The sequence below is a fragment of the Streptomyces luteosporeus genome (assembly GCF_039532865.1).
GTDB lineage: Bacteria > Actinomycetota > Actinomycetes > Streptomycetales > Streptomycetaceae > Streptomyces > Streptomyces luteosporeus.
Map to the genome: position 1 here is coordinate 25,108 of NZ_BAAASL010000001.1, position 17,470 is coordinate 42,577.

The following is a 17,470-nucleotide window of genomic DNA, read 5'->3' on the forward strand; positions in this document are numbered from 1 at the left end:
GGCGGTCGGTGTCAGCCGAAGCGGCCGGAGATGTAGTCCTCGGTGGCCTGGACGGAGGGGTTGGAGAAGATCCGGGCCGTGTCGTCGATCTCGACGAGCTTGCCCGGCTGGCCCACGCCCGCCAGGTTGAAGAAGGCGGTGCGGTCGGAGACGCGGGCCGCCTGCTGCATGTTGTGGGTCACGATGACGATCGTGAAGCGTTCCTTCAGCTCCCCGATCAGGTCCTCGATGGCGAGCGTGGAGATCGGGTCGAGAGCCGAGCAGGGCTCGTCCATCAGGAGCACCTGCGGCTCGACGGCGATGGCCCGGGCGATGCACAGCCGCTGCTGCTGGCCTCCGGACAGGCCCGCGCCGGGCTTGTTCAGGCGGTCCTTGACCTCCTTCCAGAGGTTGGCGCCCTGCAGCGACTTCTCCACGACGTCGTCCAGCTCGGCCTTGCGCAGGCGCCCGCCGTTCAGGCGCACGCCGGCGACGACGTTCTCGTAGATGGACATGGTGGGGAAGGGGTTGGGCCGCTGGAAGACCATGCCGACCGTGCGGCGGACGGAGACGGGGTCCACGCCGGCGCCGTAGAGGTTCTCGTCGTCCAGCATCACCTTGCCCTCGACCCGGCCGCCCGGGGTGACCTCGTGCATGCGGTTGAGGGTGCGCAGGAAGGTGGACTTGCCGCAGCCGGAGGGGCCGATGAAGGCCGTCACCGAGCGGGGCTCGACGGTCATCGAGATGTCCTCGATGGCCTTGTGGGTGCCGTAGTAGGCGGTCAGGCCGCTGACGTCGATTCGCTTGGCCATGGGGATCACTACTTCTTTCGGGGAATCAACCGCGTCAGCGGCTCTTGGGGGCCTTCCAGCGGGCTATGCCGCGGGCCACCAGGTTGAGGATCATGACGAAGGCGATGAGGACGAGGGCTGCCGCCCACGCGCGGTCGTAGCTGGCCGCGTTGCCGGCCGCCCACTGCTCGTAGATGTAGTACGGCAGGGAGGACTGGGCGCCTTCGAAGGGGTTGTTGTTGATCAGCTGGGAGCCGAAGACCAGCAGGACGATCGGGGCGGACTCACCGGCGATGCGGGCGACCGACAGCATCAGGCCGGTGGCGATGCCGCCGATGGCGGTGGGCAGGACGACCTTGAGGATCGTGCGCCACTTCGGCACGCCGAGGGCGAGCGAGGCCTCGCGCAGCTCGTTCGGGACGAGCTTGAGCATCTCCTCGGTGGACCGGACGACCACCGGCATCATCAGGATCGCAAGAGCCATCGACCCGGCGAAGCCGGAGTAGCCGTTGTCCAGCATCAGGATCCAGAAGCTGAGGACGAACAGGCCGGCGACGATCGAGGGGATGCCCGTCATGACGTCGACGAAGAACGTCACGGCCTTGGCGAGCCGGCCGCGCCCGTACTCCACCAGGTAGACGGCCGTCAGCAGGCCGATGGGGGCCGCGATGGCGGTGGCGATGCCGACCTGCTCGAGGGTGCCGATGATGGCGTGGTAGACGCCGCCGCCGGGCTGGATGGTCAGGACGCCGGCCATGGAGTGGGAGAGGAAGTTGCCGTCGAGGACCTTGGTGCCGCGGCTGACCGTCTCCCAGATCAGCGAGACGAGCGGGACGACGGCGACGACGAAGCAGGTCCACACCAGGCTGGTGAAGAGGCGGTCCTTGGCCTGGCGCACGCCCTCGACGGCGGTCGCGAGGACGAAGGTGGCGGCTATGTAGAGCAGCGCGGCGATCAGGCCCCACTGGACGTGGCTGCCGAGCCCGGCTGCGGCGCCGACGCCGCAGCCGACGGCCAGCGAGGCGGCCGCGAGGCCCGCGGGGGCCCAGCGCGGAAGGCGGGGCTGCTGCAGGCGGTAGGAGGGCAGGACCGCGGAGGCGCTGCCGGGGACGGCGGGCTGGTCCATGATTACCTCGCTCATGCCGTGTACTCCTTGCGCCGCGCGATGATCATCCGGGCCGCGCCGTTGACCAGGAGGGTCAGCACGAACAGGACGAGGCCGGAGGCGATCAGGGCGTCCTTGCCCAGCTCACCGGACTCCTTGAAGCTGCTGGCGATGTTCTGCGCGAACGTTCCGCCGCCCGGGTCCAGCAGGCTCTTGCCGATCTCGAAGCTGGGGGAGAGGACGGTGGCGACGGCCATGGTCTCGCCGAGCGCCCGGCCGAGGCCGAGCATCGAGGCGCTGATGACGCCCGAGCGGCCGAAGGGCAGGACGGCCATCCGCACGACCTCCCAGCGCGTCGCGCCGAGGGCGAGCGCGGCTTCCTCGTTCATCCGCGGCGTCTGCCGGAAGACCTCACGGCTGACGCTGGTGACGATCGGCAGGATCATGATCGCGAGCAGGATGCCGATGGTGAACAGCGAGCGGGCGGCGCCGTCGTGGTACGCGAAGATGCCGGTCCAGCCGAAGTACTTGTCGAGCCAGCCGTACAGCCCGCTCAGGTGCGGCACCAGGAACAGGGCGCCCCACAGGCCGTAGACGATCGAGGGCACGGCGGCGAGCAGGTCGACGACGTACGACAGCGGCGCGGCGAGCCGGCGCGGCGCGTAGTGCGAGATGAACAGCGCGATGCCGATGGCCACGGGCACCGCGATGAGCATCGCGATCAGGGAGCTGACCACCGTGCCGAAGGCGAGGACGGCGATGCCGAAGACCGGCGGGGTGGAGTTGGCGCTCCACTCGAAGGTGGTGAAGAAGTTGCCCTTGTTGTGGGAGAGGGCGTTGGTGGCTCGGACGGTGAGGAAGACCGCGATGGCGGCCATGATCACCAGGAGCAGGATCCCGGAGCCCCGGGACAGGGCGAGGAAGATCCGGTCACCCGGGCGGGTGGCGGCCTTGGCCACCCGGGCGGGGGCGGGCGGGCTGGAGGTGGTGGCTGAGGATATGTCCATGGGGTTCTCCGGTCTGCGAGCCGGCTGCCGCGGTCCGTCCGGCTGAGTGCGGACGGACGAGCGGGCGGCGGCGCGGCTCCTGGCGCGGCGGTGCACCGGATGGTGCGGGCGCCCGGCCCCCGGCCCGCCCCCGGGACGGGGGCGGCTCGGGGCGCGGGCGACCCGCACCGGGGTCAGGAGAGGGTCGCGATGGTGTCGCGGACCTTCTTGGCGATCTCGGCGGGCAGCGGCGCGTAGCCGAGGCCCTTGAGGACCGACTGGCCGTCCTCGCTGGCGATGTAGGTCAGGAAGGACTTGGTGGCCGGCAGCGTCTCGGCCTTGTTGCCCTTGTCGCCCACGATCTCGTAGGTCACCAGGGTGATCGGGTAGGCGCCCTCGGCCTTGGTGGTGTAGTTCAGCTTCAGGGACAGGTCGGTGCCCGTGCCGACGATCTTCGCCTCGGCGATGGCCTTGGAGGCGTTGTCGGAGGTGGCCTCGACCGGGGCGGCGGCGCCCGTGTTCAGCTTCACCGTCTTGATGTTGTTGGCGGTGGCGTACGACAGCTCGAAGTACGAGATGGCGCCCTTGGTCTGGGCGACCTGGGAGGAGACGCCGGCGGAGCCGTCCGCGGACTGGCCGCCCTTGGCCTTCCACGCCTTGGCGGGGTCGTACGGCCAGGACTTCTCGGCGGCGGCCTTGAGGTACTTGGTGAAGTTGTCGGTGGTGCCCGACTCGTCGGAGCGGTGGAACGCCTGGATCTTCAGGTCCGGGAGCTTGGCGTCCTTGTTGAGCTTGGCGATCGCCGGGTCGTTCCACTTCTCGATCTTCGAGTCGAAGATCTGGGCGAGGGTGTCGGCGTCCAGGACGAGGTTGTCCACGCCCGGGACGTTGTAGCCGATCGCGATGGGGCCGCCGACCATGGGGAGGTTGATGCCCTGGCCGCCCTTGACGACCTCCTTGGACTTGGCCACCTCCTCCGGCTTCAGCGGCGAGTCGGAGCCGGCGAAGGCGGTCTTGCCCTGCAGGAACTCCTGGACGCCCGCGCCCGAGCCGGTGGGCTTGTAGTTGATCTGGGTGTCCTTGCAGGCCGCCATGTAGTTCTTGACCCACAGGTCCATGGCGTTCTTCTGCGCGGACGAGCCCGAGGCCAGCAGCTGCCCCTTGCCCTCGCACTTGATGTTGCCGGCGGCCTGGGTGGAGCCGGCGCCGCCGCCGTTGCCGCCGCCGCTGTTGTCGTCCGAGCCGCACGCCGTCAGCACCAGGGCGCCGGAGACGGCGATGGCGCCGAGGGCGACGGTGCGAAGCCGGTTCTTGCTCTGAAGCTTCACTTTCGGATGTTCCTTCCGGGAGCCGCCGCTTCACGGCGGCGTGCGAGAGGTGGCAGGCGCGACGGTCTGGGCCGCACCCTCTAGTCGGCGAAATTAGGCAGATGAGGTGAAGCGGTCGATGGAGCAGAGTGAACGGAGGGTGAACCTCACCCGTCAGGGTGGTGGATCGGCGGAAGGGTTGCTTCCGGTGGTGTGACGGGAGTGGTCTCCCGTGCAGTGTGACGCAGCCCTCTGTTGATTTCTGGCAGCTCGTGACACCATCCGAACCTTGCGTGACGGCATGTCGGGTACGGGGGCGGAGTCGCGGAGGTGTCGGTGGGGTCTCCTGGCGGGCGCAATGGTGGCGAGGGCCGAGGCACGGGTGGTGTGGACGGCGCGCACGGCGCGCGCCGGGGCGCACGAGGTGCGGAGCAAGGGCGTACGGGGCCGGCCGGCGGGGGTACCACCGGCCGTACGAGCGGGCGCACCGCGGGACGCGTGGGCCGGGTGGCCGTGGCCACCGCGCTCGTCTGCGCTGCGGGGCTGGCGGTACTGGCGGCGCCCGGCGTGACCTACGCGGCGCCCGTGCCGACCCCCGGGCCCACCCCTACGGCGGGCGCCTCCTCCCGGAGCCTCGAAGAGGTGCACAAGGAGGTCGAGGCCCTCTACCGCAAGGCCGAGGCCGCCACGGACGCCTACAACGCGGCGGGCGAGCAGCTGCGGCTGCAGGAGAAGTCGGTCGCCGACCTCACCGGGCGGGTCGCCGACGCGCAACAGCGGCTGGACCGGTTGCGGGCACAGACCGGCGCTCTGGCCCGTGCCCAGTACCGCAGCGGCGGGCTCGGCCCCGGCACCCGGCTGATGCTCAGCGGCGAGCCCCACACCTTCCTGAGCGGCGCGGCCCTTGCCCGCAGGGGCGAGCAGGCCACCAAGGGCCTGATCGAGCGGCTGACGGCCACGCGGGCCGAGCTCGACCGCTACGCCAAGGCGGCGGAGGAGCGCCGCAAGGCGCTCGACGGCGAGCGGAAGAAGAAGGAAGCCGCCAAGAAGGAGATCGAGGAGCAGCTGGAGGCGGCCAAGAAGCTGGAGTCGCAGCTGCAGGAGAAGGAGCGGGACCGGCTGCGGCAGCTGGAGGAGGAGCGGGCGCGCCAGGCGCAGGCCCAGTGGCTGGCCTCCACCGGTAAAGGTCTGATGAACCTACCGGGAAGCAACGCCGCGACCGGGGACGCCAAACGCGCGCTGGACTTCGCGACGGCGCAGATCGGCAAGAACTACGTCTGGGGCGCCGAGGGACCCGACACCTACGACTGCTCGGGCCTGACCCTCAAGGCGTGGGCGGCCGGCGGCCGGTCGATCCCGCGCACCTCGCAGGAGCAGTGGCGGCAGCTGCCGAAGGTCGACCTGAAGGACATGCGGCCGGGCGACCTGATCATCTACTTCGGCGACGCCAGCCACGTGGGGATGTACGTGGGTGACGGCACGATCGTCCACGCGCCGCGACCGGGCCGGCAGGTGACGCTGGCCGGGGCGGGGACCATGCCGATCCTCGGGGTCGTACGGCCGGGGTGAGGGCTCCGGCCGGGAGGCCGACGGGCACGGGAGGGGCGTGACGCCTTCGGGCGCACGCTCCTCCGTTCGAGTGGAGAAGGGACGTCAACTTCCCTACGGACCACGGCATATGACAGAGGCGGGTGGCTGCGTACCATTCCGTTCGACCGGGCTCTGGCGCTAGGGTCACGTTCGGTACTCGTCCGTGGGATCGGACCGGCGGCGAGGCGCTGTGCCTCGGGGGGTGGGGTGCCTCCAGCGACGGCTGGGGGAGGAAGGACCTAGTGATGCCCGTGCCCGTGCCGAGCCCGGCAGGACGGCCCCCCGCCGTGCCGACCGGTGAGGTCACCGGTGCCACCGCCGCTGCCGCCGACGCCCCCGAGGCCGCCGACGCCGACGGCGGGCTCACGCTGCTCGTGATCGAGGACGAGCCCGGCGGATCCCTCGCCGGGCGACACATGACGGCCATGACCGGTGCGGCCGAGGGGCCCGTACGCATCCGTACCGCCCGCAACCTCACCGAGGCGGAACGGTTGCTCACCGACGACGTGCAGTGCATCCTCCTCGACCTCGCGCTGCCGCCCGCCGGCCGCACCCCCGGCCGGCAACCCGACGAACTCGCCACCCTGCGGCAGGTCCTGCGGCTCGCTCCCGACCACGCCGTCCTCGCCCTCACCGCCGAGGCCGACGCCGAACGGGCGGCGGAAGCCGTGCGGGTCGGCGCCCAGGACTACCTCTTCCGCGACGAACTCGACGGACGGGTGCTCAACCGCGCCATCCGCTACGCCGTCGAACGCAAGCGCGCCGACTTCGCCCAGCGGCAGCTCACCGAGAGCCGGCTGCGCGCCCAGGAGAACGCCCGCCTGGAACGGGGCCTGCTGCCGCACCCCCTGCTGGCCGGATCCGGACTGCGCTTCGCCGCCCGCTACCGCCCCGGACGCAGCCGCGCCCTGCTCGGCGGCGACTTCTACGACAGCGTCCGCACGCCCGACGGCACCGTCCACGCGATGATCGGCGACGTGTGCGGGCACGGCCCGGACGAGGCGGCGCTGGGCGTGGAACTGCGCATAGCGTGGCGGGCCCTGACCCTCGCCGGACTGTGCGGCGACGACCTGCTCGCCACGCTCCAACAAGTACTTGAGCACGAGCGGGCGCACGACGAGGTCTTCGCGACGCTGTGCACGGTCGACATGGCCCCCGACGGGCGCACCGCCTCCCTGTGCCTGGCCGGGCACCCCGCGCCCTTGCTCGTCCGTCCCCGGCGGGCGCCGGTCCTGCTGCCGCAGGACGGCGGCGGCCCGGCGCTGGGCCTGCCGGCGTCCGCCCGCTGGCCGCACCAGGAGGTCGAACTGGGCCCCGCCTGGAGCCTGATGATGTACACCGACGGCCTGATCGAGGGCCGGGTGGGTGGCGGTGCGCGGCGCCTGGGACAGGAGGGGCTGATCGAGCTGGTGAGGCGTCGAATGAGACAGGGGCTGCGGGGAGAGGAGCTCCTGGAGGCGACCCTGGCGGAGGTCCGGGCCCTCAATGGGGGCGACTTGACCGACGATGTGGCCGTGATCCTGCTCGACCGGGGATGAACCGAGGAAGAGCCGGGGAAGAACGGGCGGTGATGGCCGGCGGCTGAGCGGCTCCCGGCTCAGCGGCCGCCGTTGAACGGCCCGTACGGACCGTCCGAGCTCGAACCGCGCCGCCGCCGCGGGCCGCCGCGGCCGGAAACCTGCCGCAGGGCGGGGCGCACGTCGACCATGTAGACGATCGTGGCGATCAGGCCGAGGATCGGCAGGAAGCTCATCACGCCGAAGAAGAAGTTCACGGCGCCGGCCAGGCCGAGGATGATCAGCCAGAAGCCCTTGGACTGCTTGTCGGCCGCGCGGTAGGCGTCATCGCGGTGCACGGCGGCGTCGATGAAGGCGACGATCGTGAAGGCGAGCAGGCCGATCGAGACCCAGGACAGGACCTCGCCGAAGGCTTCCACCAGCATTTCCGCTCACCTCTTGTCCGTGCCTGCGCAGCGTCCTCTGCCACCGTACCGGATGAACGATCCGGGCACGGCGTGCGTGCCCGGATCATTCGCGCCGTTGTTACGCCTTGTCTCTTTACGCCTCTTGGGCCTCTTACGCCTCGTCGCCGTTCTTGGCGTCGGCCTTCTTGGCGGCGGGCTTGCGGGTCGTGGTGGTGGAGCGGCGGGCGGCGGGCTTGGCCTCGGCCCCCTTGGGCTCGGCGGTGTCCGCGTCCGCGGCGGTGCCCGCGGCCGGAGCCGGGGCGGCCTCCGCCTGCGCGGTCTTGTCGCCCTTGTCCTGCTCGCTGTCGGGCTCGACGGCGACCGCGATCTCGGCGATCTCCTCGGCGGCCTCGCCGCGCCAGGCCTTCACGGCCGTGCGGCCGCGCTCGGCCATCTTCTCGAACGTCTCCCCGGCCTGCGCGGCCGCCGAGACGGCCTGGCCGACGCCCCGCAGAGCGAGGTCCTGGGCGGTCTGCTTGAGCTTCTTGGCGTCGGTGTCGATCGTCCCGACGAACCCGGCGACCTTGGTGGTCACCTGCGTGCCGACCTGCTTGGCCTGCTGGGTCACCCGCTCGCCCAGGGCCTTCGGGTCGGTGCTGCGCAGCTGCTCGATGCGGGCCGGGGCGTCGGCGACCAGCTGTCCCAGCTTCTCCGCGGCGAGGTCCGCGGTGCCGGCGGCGGCGTACACGGTGTCGGTGGCCGCCTTGCGGATGTCCTGTGTGATGGCCATGGCGTGGGATCTCCCGGATCAGCTCGAAGGTTTGCCGTGGTCGGGTGTGCTGTTGTCGTCCGCCCCGGCCGCCTTGTCGGCGGCGAGCGCGTTCTCCTTGCGGAACGCCTCGTAGATCTGGAGCAGCGCCTGCTTCTGCTGCTCGTTGATCGAGGGATCGGCGAGGATCACGCTGCGGACCTCCGCTTCCTCCCGTTCCCGCTCGTCGAGGATCCCGGCCTGCACGTACAGCGTCTCGGCGGAGATCCGCAGCGCCTTGGCCAGCTGCTGCAGGATCTCCGCACTCGGCCGGCGCAGGCCGCGCTCGATCTGGCTGAGGTACGGGTTGGACACTCCGGCGGCATCCGCGAGCTGTCGCAGGGTGAGCTGCGCGTTGCGCCGCTGCTCACGCAGGAACTCGCCGAGGTTGCCGACGTTGAGTGATGCCATGCGGACGATGCTGTCGCACATTGCTAACTTTTGCAAGCAAGCCGCTTGCAAAAGTGCACTGATCGAGCCACCGCCCGGTCGGTCCGGTGGCGGGCCCCGGTGTGCGGGTCAGTGGCGGACGTCGTCGACGTCCGTCGACCAGGCGATCTCCCGCTGGACCTCCAGATCCGCCAGGCGGCGGGCGAGGGCGGTGCGGGTGGTCTCGTAGGCATCGCTGCCGAGGACCAGGCGGAGGGGGGCCGGTTCGAGGTCGGCGCAGTCAAGGACGGCACGTGCCGTCTTGGCCGGATCGCTCAGCGGGCGTACGGCGCCGGAGGTCATGGTGCGGCGCAGCTCGGCGAGGGGCGTCCGCTCGTACGCGGCCAGGGGCACGGCCCGGTCGGCGGCGGGGGCGTCGGCCTGTTCGATCAGGGTGATGCGGATGCCGAAGGGCGCGACTTCCCGGGCGAGCGAGGCGAAGAAGCCTTCGACGCCGCGTGCGGCGGCGAGGCGCAGGCTCATCAGCGGCAGCGCGTCGTGGCCGCCGGTGCCGGTCACCTGCAGGATCCGGCCGCCGCCCTGTTCGCGCAGGTGGGGCAGGGCGGCGCGGGCGATCCGGACCGCGCCGAGAAGGCCGGTGTCGAGCTGGTGGCGCAGCTGCGCGTCCGTGATCTCCTCCGCTGCTCCGAGCAGGCCGGATCCGAGGGTGTTCACGACGACGTCGACGCGGCCGAGCGCGGCGCACGCCGCGTCGACCGTGCGGCGCACGGCGTCGGCGTCGGTGACGTCCAGGACCTGCGCCCACAGGCGGTCGCGGGCGTGGGCGACCGCGAGGTCGTCCAGCTCGGACGCGCGGAGGGCGGTGGCCGCCACCCGGTCGCCGCGGGCGAGCAGCAGCTCGGTGAGGTGGCGGCCGAGGCCGGAGGAGGCGCCGGTGACGAACCAGGACCTGGCTGTGGCGGTCACGTTCCCAGGGTGTCGGGGCCGTGGTGGGCGCCGCATCCGCCGTGGGCCGGCGGGGTGACGAAGTCCGGGGCGGGAGCCGGTCACATTCGCCGGCCGCGATCCGTCAATCCAGTGACGGGCGGAAAACCGGAGCGCGAGCGAGGGCGAGGGTGGTGGCGATGACGACGCTGCAGGCACGGATGCAGAACCCCGCGGTGGTCATTCCGGAGGCGATGACGCCGATTCTGGGGGTGCTGAAGGCGGCGAAGAAAGGGGGTGTCGACGAGCGGACGCTGGAGCTGGTCCACCTGCGCGTGAGCCAGATCAACGGATGCGGTTACTGCGTCGACGCCGGGGCCGTGAGCGCGAGGAAGGCGGGCGTGGGCCACGAGCAGCTGTTCGCGGTGGCCGCCTGGCGGGACGCGCCGTATTTCAGCGACGCCGAGCGTGCTGCGATGGCGCTCGCGGAGGCGGCCACGCGGCTGGCGGACCGGCCGGATCCGGTGCCGGACGAGGTGTGGCAGGAGGCTGCCGAGTACTACGACGAGCGGCAGCTCGCCTCCATAACGCTGTGGATAGCCCTCAGCAATTTCTTCAACCGCCTCAATGTCACGACCCGGCAGGTCGCCGGAAGGGCCTGGTAGAAAGCGATCATGGACGAACGTGATCTTCTCGCGGAACGGTTCGAGGCGAGCCGGGACCACCTGCGCGCGGTGGCCTACCGGATGCTCGGCTCCCTCAGTGAGGCCGAGGACGCCGTACAGGAGGCGTGGCTGCGGCTCAGTCGTTCCGACTCGGGTGCCATCGAGAATCTGGGCGGGTGGCTGACCACGGTCGTCAGCAGGGTGTGCCTGGACATATTGCGCTCCCGCACGGCCCGGGGCGAGGAGCCCATGGGCGTGCATGTGCCCGATCCGGTCGTCAGCCACATCGGGCACGAGGGTGGGGGCGGCACCGACCCGGAGCAGCAGGCCCTGCTGGCCGACTCCGTCGGCCTGGCACTGCTCGTCGTCCTCGACACGCTGGCACCGGCCGAGCGGCTCGCATTCGTCCTGCACGACATGTTCGGCGTCCCCTTCGAGGAGATCGCGCCCGTGGTGGAGCGGACGCCGGCCGCGGCCAGACAGCTCGCCAGCCGGGCCCGGCGGCGGGTGCGGGGCGCCGCGCCGACACCGGACGCCGACCTGGTGCTGCAGCGGGAGGTCGTCGACGCCTTCCTCGCCGCATCGCGCGACGGCGACTTCGACGCGCTCCTCACGGTGCTCGACCCGGACGTGGTGCTGCGCGCGGACGCCGGTGCCGTGGCGGTGGGCGCGGGGGCGTCCAAGCTGGTGCGGGGCGCGGCCGCGGTGGCCGGGCAGGCGCTCACCTTCCGGAAGTTCTCGCACGCCGCGCGGCCCGCGCTGGTCAATGGTGCCGCCGGCGTGGTCACGGAGGTCGAGGGCCGCCTGATGGCGGTCATGGGCTTCACGATCGCGGACGGCCGGATCGTCGAAATCGACATCCTGGCCGACCAGGACCGCCTGTTCGCGTATGCGCCCGGTCACGGCAGGTGAGAAAAGAGGGCGCGGAATGTGAGGCCGGGCATAGGGCCTGCGTCACATACGGTCCGGGGCCGTACCCGGGGAAGGCGCCGAATTGGCGGAGGAATAGGAAGCGCTTCACCGAGCGGGCACAGGAGGTACGGCGTCATGTAGTACGTCACATCATTGCGCGGGGTTTTCGCCGCCGCTAACAATTGCGGGGTCGCCACGGCGCCGTCGACCGACAAACGGCGCTTCTCTTATGCGCCGTGCAAGGCCGCAGCGACTTTCGCGATTGGAAGAGGTTCAGCTCAGATATGCGCTCCACCCACTCCGGCTATACCCGTCTGACCAAGGTCCACAAGTTCTCCGCCGCCGGCATCGCCGCGGCCGGCGCCGCCACCCTGGCGTTCGGTCTCGCCTCCCACGCCGTGGCCGCCGATGCCGCTTCGGTCAAGCCGGTCGCCTGGAGCGCCCAGTCCTTCGGTGAGACCCAGCAGGAGGAGCTGACCAAGGCCGCCGACGATGCGGCTGCCCAGGCGAAGACCGACGCCCAGGCCCGCGTCAAGGCCGAGGCCGACGCCGCCGCCAAGGCCAAGGCCGACCGCGAGCGCGCCGCCAAGGAGGCCGCCAGCCGTGCCGAGGCCCGCAAGGCCCTCAAGGCTGCCCCGGCCAAGCCCGCCGAGAAGCCTGCCGCCAAGCCGGCCGCCCCGGCCCCCAAGGTCTACGCGGACAACCTGGACGGCTGGATCCGCCAGTCCCTGGACATCATGAAGGCCAAGGGCATCCCGGGCTCGTACGAGGGCATCAAGCGCAATGTGATGCGTGAGTCCACGGGTAACCCGCATGCGATCAACGACTGGGACGTCAACGCCGTCAACGGTGTTCCGTCGAAGGGTCTGCTGCAGATCATCGACCCGACGTTCAAGGCGTACCACGTCGACGGCACCTCCTGGAACATCTGGGACCCGGTGGCCAATATCGTCGCGTCCTGCAATTACGCGGCCGACAAGTACGGCTCGATGGACAACGTCAATTCCGCTTACTGACCGGCGGTAGGACAAAGGGCGGCGGCACCCCGTGCGGGGTGCCGCCGTCCTTTACGTTATTCCGTGTTTCCGGTTTTCAGCGTTCGGTCGTGCCGCGGCGGCGCCGGGCCACGACGACCATTGCGGCACCCGCCGCCAGGGCGACCGTGGCGCCGGCGGCGGTCCACGGAACGCCGGAGCCGGTGCCCGTCTCGGCCATCTGCGAGCCACTGGCGGGCGTCGGGGAGGCGGAGGACGGTGCCGGAGCGGGCCCGGCCGTCGTACCCGTTCCGCCGGTCTTCGCCGCGGACGACGGCGCCGGCGACTGCGACGAAGGTTGCGACGGCGGCTGCGACGACGGTGCGGTGGGCTTCGCCGACGTACCGGCCTGGGCGCGCTCCTTGGCCGCCTTCTCTGCGGCCTCGTCCTTGGCCCGCGCCTCGTACTGGCCGGTCTCCAGGAAGCGCCGCGCGTCCTGCGGGGTGCCGCGCAGCGCCTTCCGGGCGGCTTCCTTCACCGCCGGGCCGCCGCCGCTCATGATCTGGCTGATCCGCAGGCGGTCGTCGATCACGCGGATCTCGTCGCGCCCGGTCGCCAGGAAGCGGGCGCGGTCCTCGGGGCTGCCGTCGAGCGCCTTGTTCGCGGCCTCGCGCACCGCCGGGCCGGTGTCCTTGTCCGACAGGAGCTTGAGGACGGCGAAGCGGTTGTCCTCATCGCGGGCCTTGTACTGGCCGGTCTCCAGGAAGGCGCGGACGTCCGCCGGGGAACCGCTGAGCGCCTTGTCGGCGGCGTTGCGCAGCCCGCGGCCCGTGTTCTTGTCGCTCAGCATCCTCAGGATCGCCGCGCGGTCGTCGTCCAGCGAGCTGCCGGCCACGGAGGACGTCGACGTGCTGCCGGCGGCCACGGCCGGAGCTGCGAACAGCACGGCCGGTATCACTGCACCAGCCGCCACCACGGCGGAAAGTCGGGCCAGCTTCACCTGCGTTGCACCTGCTTTTCCTTACAAGGCGTCAAAAAGGACGTTCGACAGCGTATGCCATCCTTGCCTGCGTGAATCGTGCGGTGGAGGACGCCAATCGCCGGATGCTGCGGGCCCGGGACGCCATGGACCGCGCCTACGCGCAGCCCCTGGACGTGCCCGCCCTGGCGCGCATCGCCCATGTCTCCGAGGCGCACTTCAGCCGCACCTTCCGTGCCACGTTCGGCGAGACGCCGCACCGCTATCTGCAACGGCGGCGCGTGGAGCGGGCGATGTGCCTGCTGCGCGAGACGGAGCGCAGCGTCACGGACATCTGCATGGAGGTCGGGTTCTCCAGCCTCGGCACGTTCAGCCGTACCTTCCGCGACATCGTGGGGCAATCGCCGCGCGAGTACCGCAAGCGGGCGGCGGCCGTGCGGGAGGTTCCCAGCTGTTTCGCCATGGCGTGGCTGCGACCTGCGGAAGCGCGCCCCGCATCGAGCAGTTCCGGATAAGTTTTCGGCCCGCCCGCCGCATACCGTTGGGCACATGTTCAACGCCATTACGCACTCGCAGATGTACGTCCTCGACCAGGACGAGGCCCTCGACTTCTACGTCGGCAAGCTGGGGTTGGAGGTCGTCGCGGACATCGACCTGGGCTTCATGCGCTGGCTGACCGTCGGGGTGCCCGGCGAGCCGGGCCGGGAGGTCCTGCTGGAGAAGCCGGGCGGCCCCCACATGTCCGAGGAGACCGCGGCGCAGGTCCGCGACCTGATCACCAAGGGTGCGATGGCGGGCTGGCTCATCCTCACGACCGGCGACTGCCGCAAGGCCTACGAGGAGCTGCTTGCCCGGGGCGTGGAGTTCACGCAGGAGCCGACGGAGCGGCCGTACGGCATCGACTGCGGGCTGCGCGACCCCTTCGGCAACAACATCCGCTTCACCCAGCCGAAGGTCTGACCCTCGGCGCTGCCACCCGTTAACCCTTTGCCGCCGCGCGTCGCCGGTGCTGCAGTGGCTCCATGAACATCAGCGAAGCCGATCTGCTCGCGCTCTTCGACCGCGAGATGCGCCGGGACGCCCGGCCCGAGGCGCCCGGGGACCGTGTGGAGCAGGACGGGCCCGTCGTACGGTACGTCGGCGCCGGCGCGCAGGGCTGGAACGGCGTCGTCTGGTCGGGCCTGGACGGGGCCGACGAGGCCGCCGTCGACGCCGTCGTCGCGGCGCAGGTGCGGTATTTCACGGCGCTGGACCGCGAGTTCGAGTGGAAGCTGTACGGCCACGACGGCCCGCCCGGGCTGGCCGCGCGGCTCCTGGCAGCGGGCTTCGTGCCCGAGGAGGAGGAGACGCTGATGGTCGCCGAGACCCCCGTCCACGGCGATCTGTCAGCGTCTCCCTCCCTGCCGCCCGGCGTCCGGCTGGAGCCGGTGACCGACGCCGCGGGCGTACGGCTCGTGGCGGCGGTGCACGAGCTGGCGTTCGGCCACAGCCGCTCGTCCGTCGTGCAGCAGCTGCTGGACGAGCTGGCGGCCGATCCGGAGGCGGTTCCCGCTCTCGTCGCCATGGCCGGCGACGAACCGGTCAGTGCGGCCCGTGTGCAGTTCCACCCGGGAACGAGCTTCGCGAGCCTGTGGTCAGGCGGCACCGTCCCGGGGTGGCGCGGCCGGGGCGTCTACCGGGCGCTGGTCGCCGCCCGCGCCCGTATGGCGGCCGAGCGCGGCTACCGCTTCCTGCAGGTGGATGCGTTGCCGTCGAGCCGGCCGATCCTGCAGCGGCTCGGTTTCGTGCCGCTCACGACGACCACGCCGTACGTGTACGGCGCGTCCGCCGCGTAGCGGCTTCGCCGCGCCCGGTGCCCCGTAAGGGGTGCGGCACGGCACTTCGTCTGCGGGCGCGTCGTGGCTTGTCGCGCAGTTCCCCGCGCCCCTGACGGGGCGCTGCATGATCCGTCGACCTAGGACCTGGCCGGAGGCGCGGCGTCGCGGTGCCCCGTAAGGCTTCGCCCGGGTCCCGGGGCTGCGCATCGGCTGCGGGCGCGTCGTGGCTTGTCGCGCCCACGCGGCGGCAGCCGCAGATCGATACTGCCCCGCGCCCCTTAGGGGCGACCTTACTTGCCGTAAGGGCGGGCCGCGCGGGCCTCGCGGAGGGAGATGGCCCACCAGGCGAGCTGGTCGAGCATCACCTTCGCCGCGCCGGCGGCCGCGGTGCCGGCCTCCTCGTCGAGGTGGAGGCCCGTCGTGTCCAGGCGGCCCCAGGGGCTGTGGAAGCTGACGGTTTCGCGGATGGTGACGGCGTGGAGCTCGGCGAAGACCGGGCGCAGGTGCTCGACCGCCCGCAGGCCGCCGGAGAGACCGCCGTAGGAGACGAAGGCGACGGGCTTGGCCTGCCACTGGGTGTAGTGCCAGTCGATGAGGTTCTTCAGCGGGGCCGGGTAGCTGTGGTTGTACTCGGGGGTGACGACGATGAAGGCGTCGGCCGCCGCGAGGCGCGGGGTGACGGCCGCGAGGACGGCGGCGTCCTGTGCGTCCGGTTCCTTCGACAGGTGGCCGGGCAGCGGGTGGTCGGCCAGGTCGATGACGTCCACCTGGACGTCGTCGCGCCCGGCGAGCTGCCGGCCGAGCCAGGCGGCGACGACGGGCCCGAAGCGGCCCTCGCGCGTCGAGGCGACGACGACGGCGAGCCGGTAGGGGGCGTCCGGGCGGTGGGCGGCGGGGGTCTCGGCGGCGGTCGGGGCGACGGTGGCGGACATGGCTGAGGGCCTCTTCTCAAGAGCAGGTCGGGGCTGTGGCGGGCCGTGGCCGGCGTCGTGCCGGCCGCTGGGAAGAAGCCTCCGACCTCAACCATGCTTGAGGTCAAGTGATCGCCCGGAAAAGGTCCGTCGCCCTGCGGCCGCGCCCGGACCGATCAGAACGAATCGGGACACCACGGGCGGCGTGCCGTCCGCAGCATGAGCTCCGCCCGCGCCACCGCGCCCGGTCGCTCCTCGTCGAGCCGTCCCAGCGCCGCCAGCCGTACCGCCGACTCGTCGCCCAGGTACAGCGCGCTCAGGGCGCCGAGGTCGAGCGCGATGTCGGCCGGACGGGCGGTGGGCGCGCACTGTGCCCCGTCCTCGTCCGCCTCCAGCAGGAACCGGCCGCCGGCGAGCCCCGAGGTGTCGCTCACCTCCAGGACGAGCGATCCCGGCACGGCGTACGCGCGGTGCCGCAGCAGGCCCGGTACGTCGAGCGGGCGCAGCCACAGGAAGTCGGCGTGGGTGGTGACGCGGGCCGCGCGGACGTCGGGCAGCAGCAGCGGCAGCAGGTCGTCCGGGGCGCGGTGGCCGGAGTCGACCGTCCAGGCCCAGTCGATGGACAACAGGAAGTGCCACAGGGCCCGTTCGGCGCGCGAGGAGACGGCGACGAGGTCGAGGACGGTGAGGGTGTTGCGGGGTCGCTTGGCGTCCCAGTCGTCGTCGGCCGTGTAGGCGACGAGCCCTTCCGGGGTGCCGTCGGGGGCGCGGTACAGGGCGGTGAACGGCTCCGTCCACGTCGTGCCCGGCCGCGGCAGCACACCGGTGTTGATCTGCCACCAGCGGTCCGCGCGGTCGACCACGCCGTGCCGCACGGTGCTCATGCGCGCGTGCAGGGCCGGCCCCAGGGCGCGCACGGTGTCGAGGTCGACCAGGTCGACGCGGCCGCCGTCCACGGGGCCCGCGTAGCGCCGGTCGAGGCCGGTGCGGGCGACCTCGACCTCCCAGCGCGTGGTCCAGGTGCCCGGGCCGAAGCCGTAGCGGCCGTAGATGGGCCACTCGGCGGCGATCAGCGTCGCGACGAGCTCCCCGCGGTCCTTGGCGGCGCGCAGATCGCGCTCGATCATGCGGCTGAGCAGCCCGCGCCGGCGGTGGGTGGGGGAGACGGTGACGCCGGAGACCGCGTCGGCCGCGACGCTGCGCCCGCCGGGGACGCTCAGGCGCTGCGGGAAGCTGCGGTACGTGGCGACGCAGCGGTCGCCGTCGAAGGCGCCCTGGGCGCGGGCGAGGTCCGTGCCCGCGGTGCGCAGGGCGACCTCCTCCTTGTCGCCTCCGGGCGGGCGCAGGAACCCGGTGTTCATCGCCCGGATCCAGCCGGGCAGGTCCGACTCGTCGATGGTGCGCACCTCAACGCTCATGAAGGAACGCT

Annotated in this window: 19 protein-coding genes; 8 read left to right on the forward strand and 11 right to left on the reverse strand. The window is 71.7% G+C overall.

What is annotated here, in order from left to right:
• Positions 1-11: 11 nt before the first annotated feature.
• From pstB to pstS, 4 genes are all read right to left on the reverse strand, one after another.
• Entirely contained in the window at positions 12-791 is a 780-nt protein-coding gene (gene pstB, locus ABD361_RS00125; RefSeq protein WP_344432474.1) for a phosphate ABC transporter ATP-binding protein PstB, read from the reverse strand.
• A gap of 34 nt (positions 792-825) precedes the next feature.
• Entirely contained in the window at positions 826-1,911 is a 1,086-nt protein-coding gene (pstA, locus tag ABD361_RS00130; protein WP_344432475.1) for a phosphate ABC transporter permease PstA, read from the reverse strand.
• The gene (gene pstC, locus ABD361_RS00135) at positions 1,908-2,882 is read right to left on the reverse strand and encodes a phosphate ABC transporter permease subunit PstC (protein ID WP_344432476.1); all 975 of its coding nucleotides are present in this window, start codon (positions 2,880-2,882) and stop codon (positions 1,908-1,910) included. The genes pstA and pstC overlap by 4 nt, the downstream gene beginning before the upstream one ends.
• Positions 2,883-3,055: 173 nt before the next feature.
• Positions 3,056-4,189, reverse strand: coding sequence for a phosphate ABC transporter substrate-binding protein PstS (gene pstS, locus ABD361_RS00140; RefSeq protein ID WP_344432477.1), 1,134 nt, complete (start codon positions 4,187-4,189; stop codon positions 3,056-3,058).
• Positions 4,190-4,666: 477 nt separating this feature from the next.
• On the opposite strand from pstS, the gene ABD361_RS00145 reads away from it, so the two are divergent.
• Positions 4,667-5,737, forward strand: a complete 1,071-nt coding sequence (locus ABD361_RS00145; RefSeq protein WP_344432478.1) for a C40 family peptidase — start codon at positions 4,667-4,669, stop codon at positions 5,735-5,737.
• Positions 5,738-6,003: 266 nt separating this feature from the next.
• On the forward strand, positions 6,004-7,296 hold the full coding sequence (locus ABD361_RS00150; RefSeq protein WP_344432479.1) for a PP2C family protein-serine/threonine phosphatase: 1,293 nt from the start codon (positions 6,004-6,006) through the stop codon (positions 7,294-7,296).
• Positions 7,297-7,355: 59 nt separating this feature from the next.
• On the opposite strand, the gene ABD361_RS00155 is transcribed toward ABD361_RS00150, so the two are convergent.
• The 4 genes from ABD361_RS00155 to ABD361_RS00170 form a co-directional block, all read right to left on the reverse strand.
• Positions 7,356-7,700 (reverse strand): DUF2516 family protein, encoded by a 345-nt coding sequence (locus ABD361_RS00155; protein WP_344432480.1) that lies wholly within the window; start codon positions 7,698-7,700, stop codon positions 7,356-7,358.
• A 133-nt stretch (positions 7,701-7,833) separates the two neighbouring features.
• A complete protein-coding gene (locus ABD361_RS00160; RefSeq protein ID WP_344432482.1) occupies positions 7,834-8,451 on the reverse strand; it encodes a hypothetical protein in 618 nt (205 codons plus the stop codon).
• An 18-nt stretch (positions 8,452-8,469) separates the two neighbouring features.
• A complete protein-coding gene (locus ABD361_RS00165) occupies positions 8,470-8,880 on the reverse strand; it encodes a helix-turn-helix domain-containing protein (RefSeq protein ID WP_344432484.1) in 411 nt (136 codons plus the stop codon).
• 108 nt (positions 8,881-8,988) lie between these two features.
• Positions 8,989-9,825 carry an SDR family oxidoreductase gene (locus ABD361_RS00170; protein WP_344432485.1) on the reverse strand — a complete coding sequence of 279 codons (837 nt, stop codon included), beginning with the start codon at positions 9,823-9,825 and terminating at the stop codon, positions 8,989-8,991.
• Between the two features lie 167 nt (positions 9,826-9,992).
• Between ABD361_RS00170 and ABD361_RS00175 the strand changes: the two genes are divergently transcribed.
• The 3 genes from ABD361_RS00175 (at position 9,993) to ABD361_RS00185 (ending at position 12,376) form a co-directional block, all read left to right on the forward strand.
• Positions 9,993-10,448, forward strand: a complete 456-nt coding sequence (locus tag ABD361_RS00175; protein WP_344432858.1) for a carboxymuconolactone decarboxylase family protein — start codon at positions 9,993-9,995, stop codon at positions 10,446-10,448.
• 9 nt (positions 10,449-10,457) lie between these two features.
• Positions 10,458-11,360 carry a sigma-70 family RNA polymerase sigma factor gene (locus ABD361_RS00180; protein ID WP_344432486.1) on the forward strand — a complete coding sequence of 301 codons (903 nt, stop codon included), beginning with the start codon at positions 10,458-10,460 and terminating at the stop codon, positions 11,358-11,360.
• A 284-nt stretch (positions 11,361-11,644) separates the two neighbouring features.
• On the forward strand, positions 11,645-12,376 hold the full coding sequence (locus tag ABD361_RS00185) for a transglycosylase SLT domain-containing protein (protein WP_344432487.1): 732 nt from the start codon (positions 11,645-11,647) through the stop codon (positions 12,374-12,376).
• A 76-nt stretch (positions 12,377-12,452) separates the two neighbouring features.
• Here ABD361_RS00185 and ABD361_RS00190 read toward each other — a convergent pair whose 3' ends face one another.
• A complete protein-coding gene (locus tag ABD361_RS00190) occupies positions 12,453-13,280 on the reverse strand; it encodes an ALF repeat-containing protein (protein ID WP_344432488.1) in 828 nt (275 codons plus the stop codon).
• Between the two features lie 158 nt (positions 13,281-13,438).
• Between ABD361_RS00190 and ABD361_RS00195 the strand changes: the two genes are divergently transcribed.
• The 3 genes from ABD361_RS00195 (at position 13,439) to ABD361_RS00205 (ending at position 15,148) form a co-directional block, all read left to right on the forward strand.
• Positions 13,439-13,828: a helix-turn-helix domain-containing protein gene (locus tag ABD361_RS00195; protein WP_425583115.1), complete on the forward strand. Its 390-nt coding sequence runs from the start codon at positions 13,439-13,441 to the stop codon at positions 13,826-13,828.
• A 34-nt stretch (positions 13,829-13,862) separates the two neighbouring features.
• Positions 13,863-14,273 (forward strand): VOC family protein, encoded by a 411-nt coding sequence (locus ABD361_RS00200; RefSeq protein WP_344432490.1) that lies wholly within the window; start codon positions 13,863-13,865, stop codon positions 14,271-14,273.
• Positions 14,274-14,335: 62 nt separating this feature from the next.
• Positions 14,336-15,148: a GNAT family N-acetyltransferase gene (locus ABD361_RS00205; protein ID WP_425583093.1), complete on the forward strand. Its 813-nt coding sequence runs from the start codon at positions 14,336-14,338 to the stop codon at positions 15,146-15,148.
• A 272-nt stretch (positions 15,149-15,420) separates the two neighbouring features.
• Here the strand turns inward: ABD361_RS00205 and ABD361_RS00210 are convergent, their stop codons facing one another.
• Together ABD361_RS00210 and ABD361_RS00215 are read right to left on the reverse strand one after the other, a co-directional pair.
• Entirely contained in the window at positions 15,421-16,062 is a 642-nt protein-coding gene (locus ABD361_RS00210) for an NADPH-dependent FMN reductase (protein ID WP_344432491.1), read from the reverse strand.
• A gap of 155 nt (positions 16,063-16,217) precedes the next feature.
• Positions 16,218-17,459, reverse strand: a complete 1,242-nt coding sequence (locus ABD361_RS00215) for a GNAT family N-acetyltransferase (RefSeq protein ID WP_344432492.1) — start codon at positions 17,457-17,459, stop codon at positions 16,218-16,220.
• Positions 17,460-17,470 lie beyond the last annotated feature (11 nt).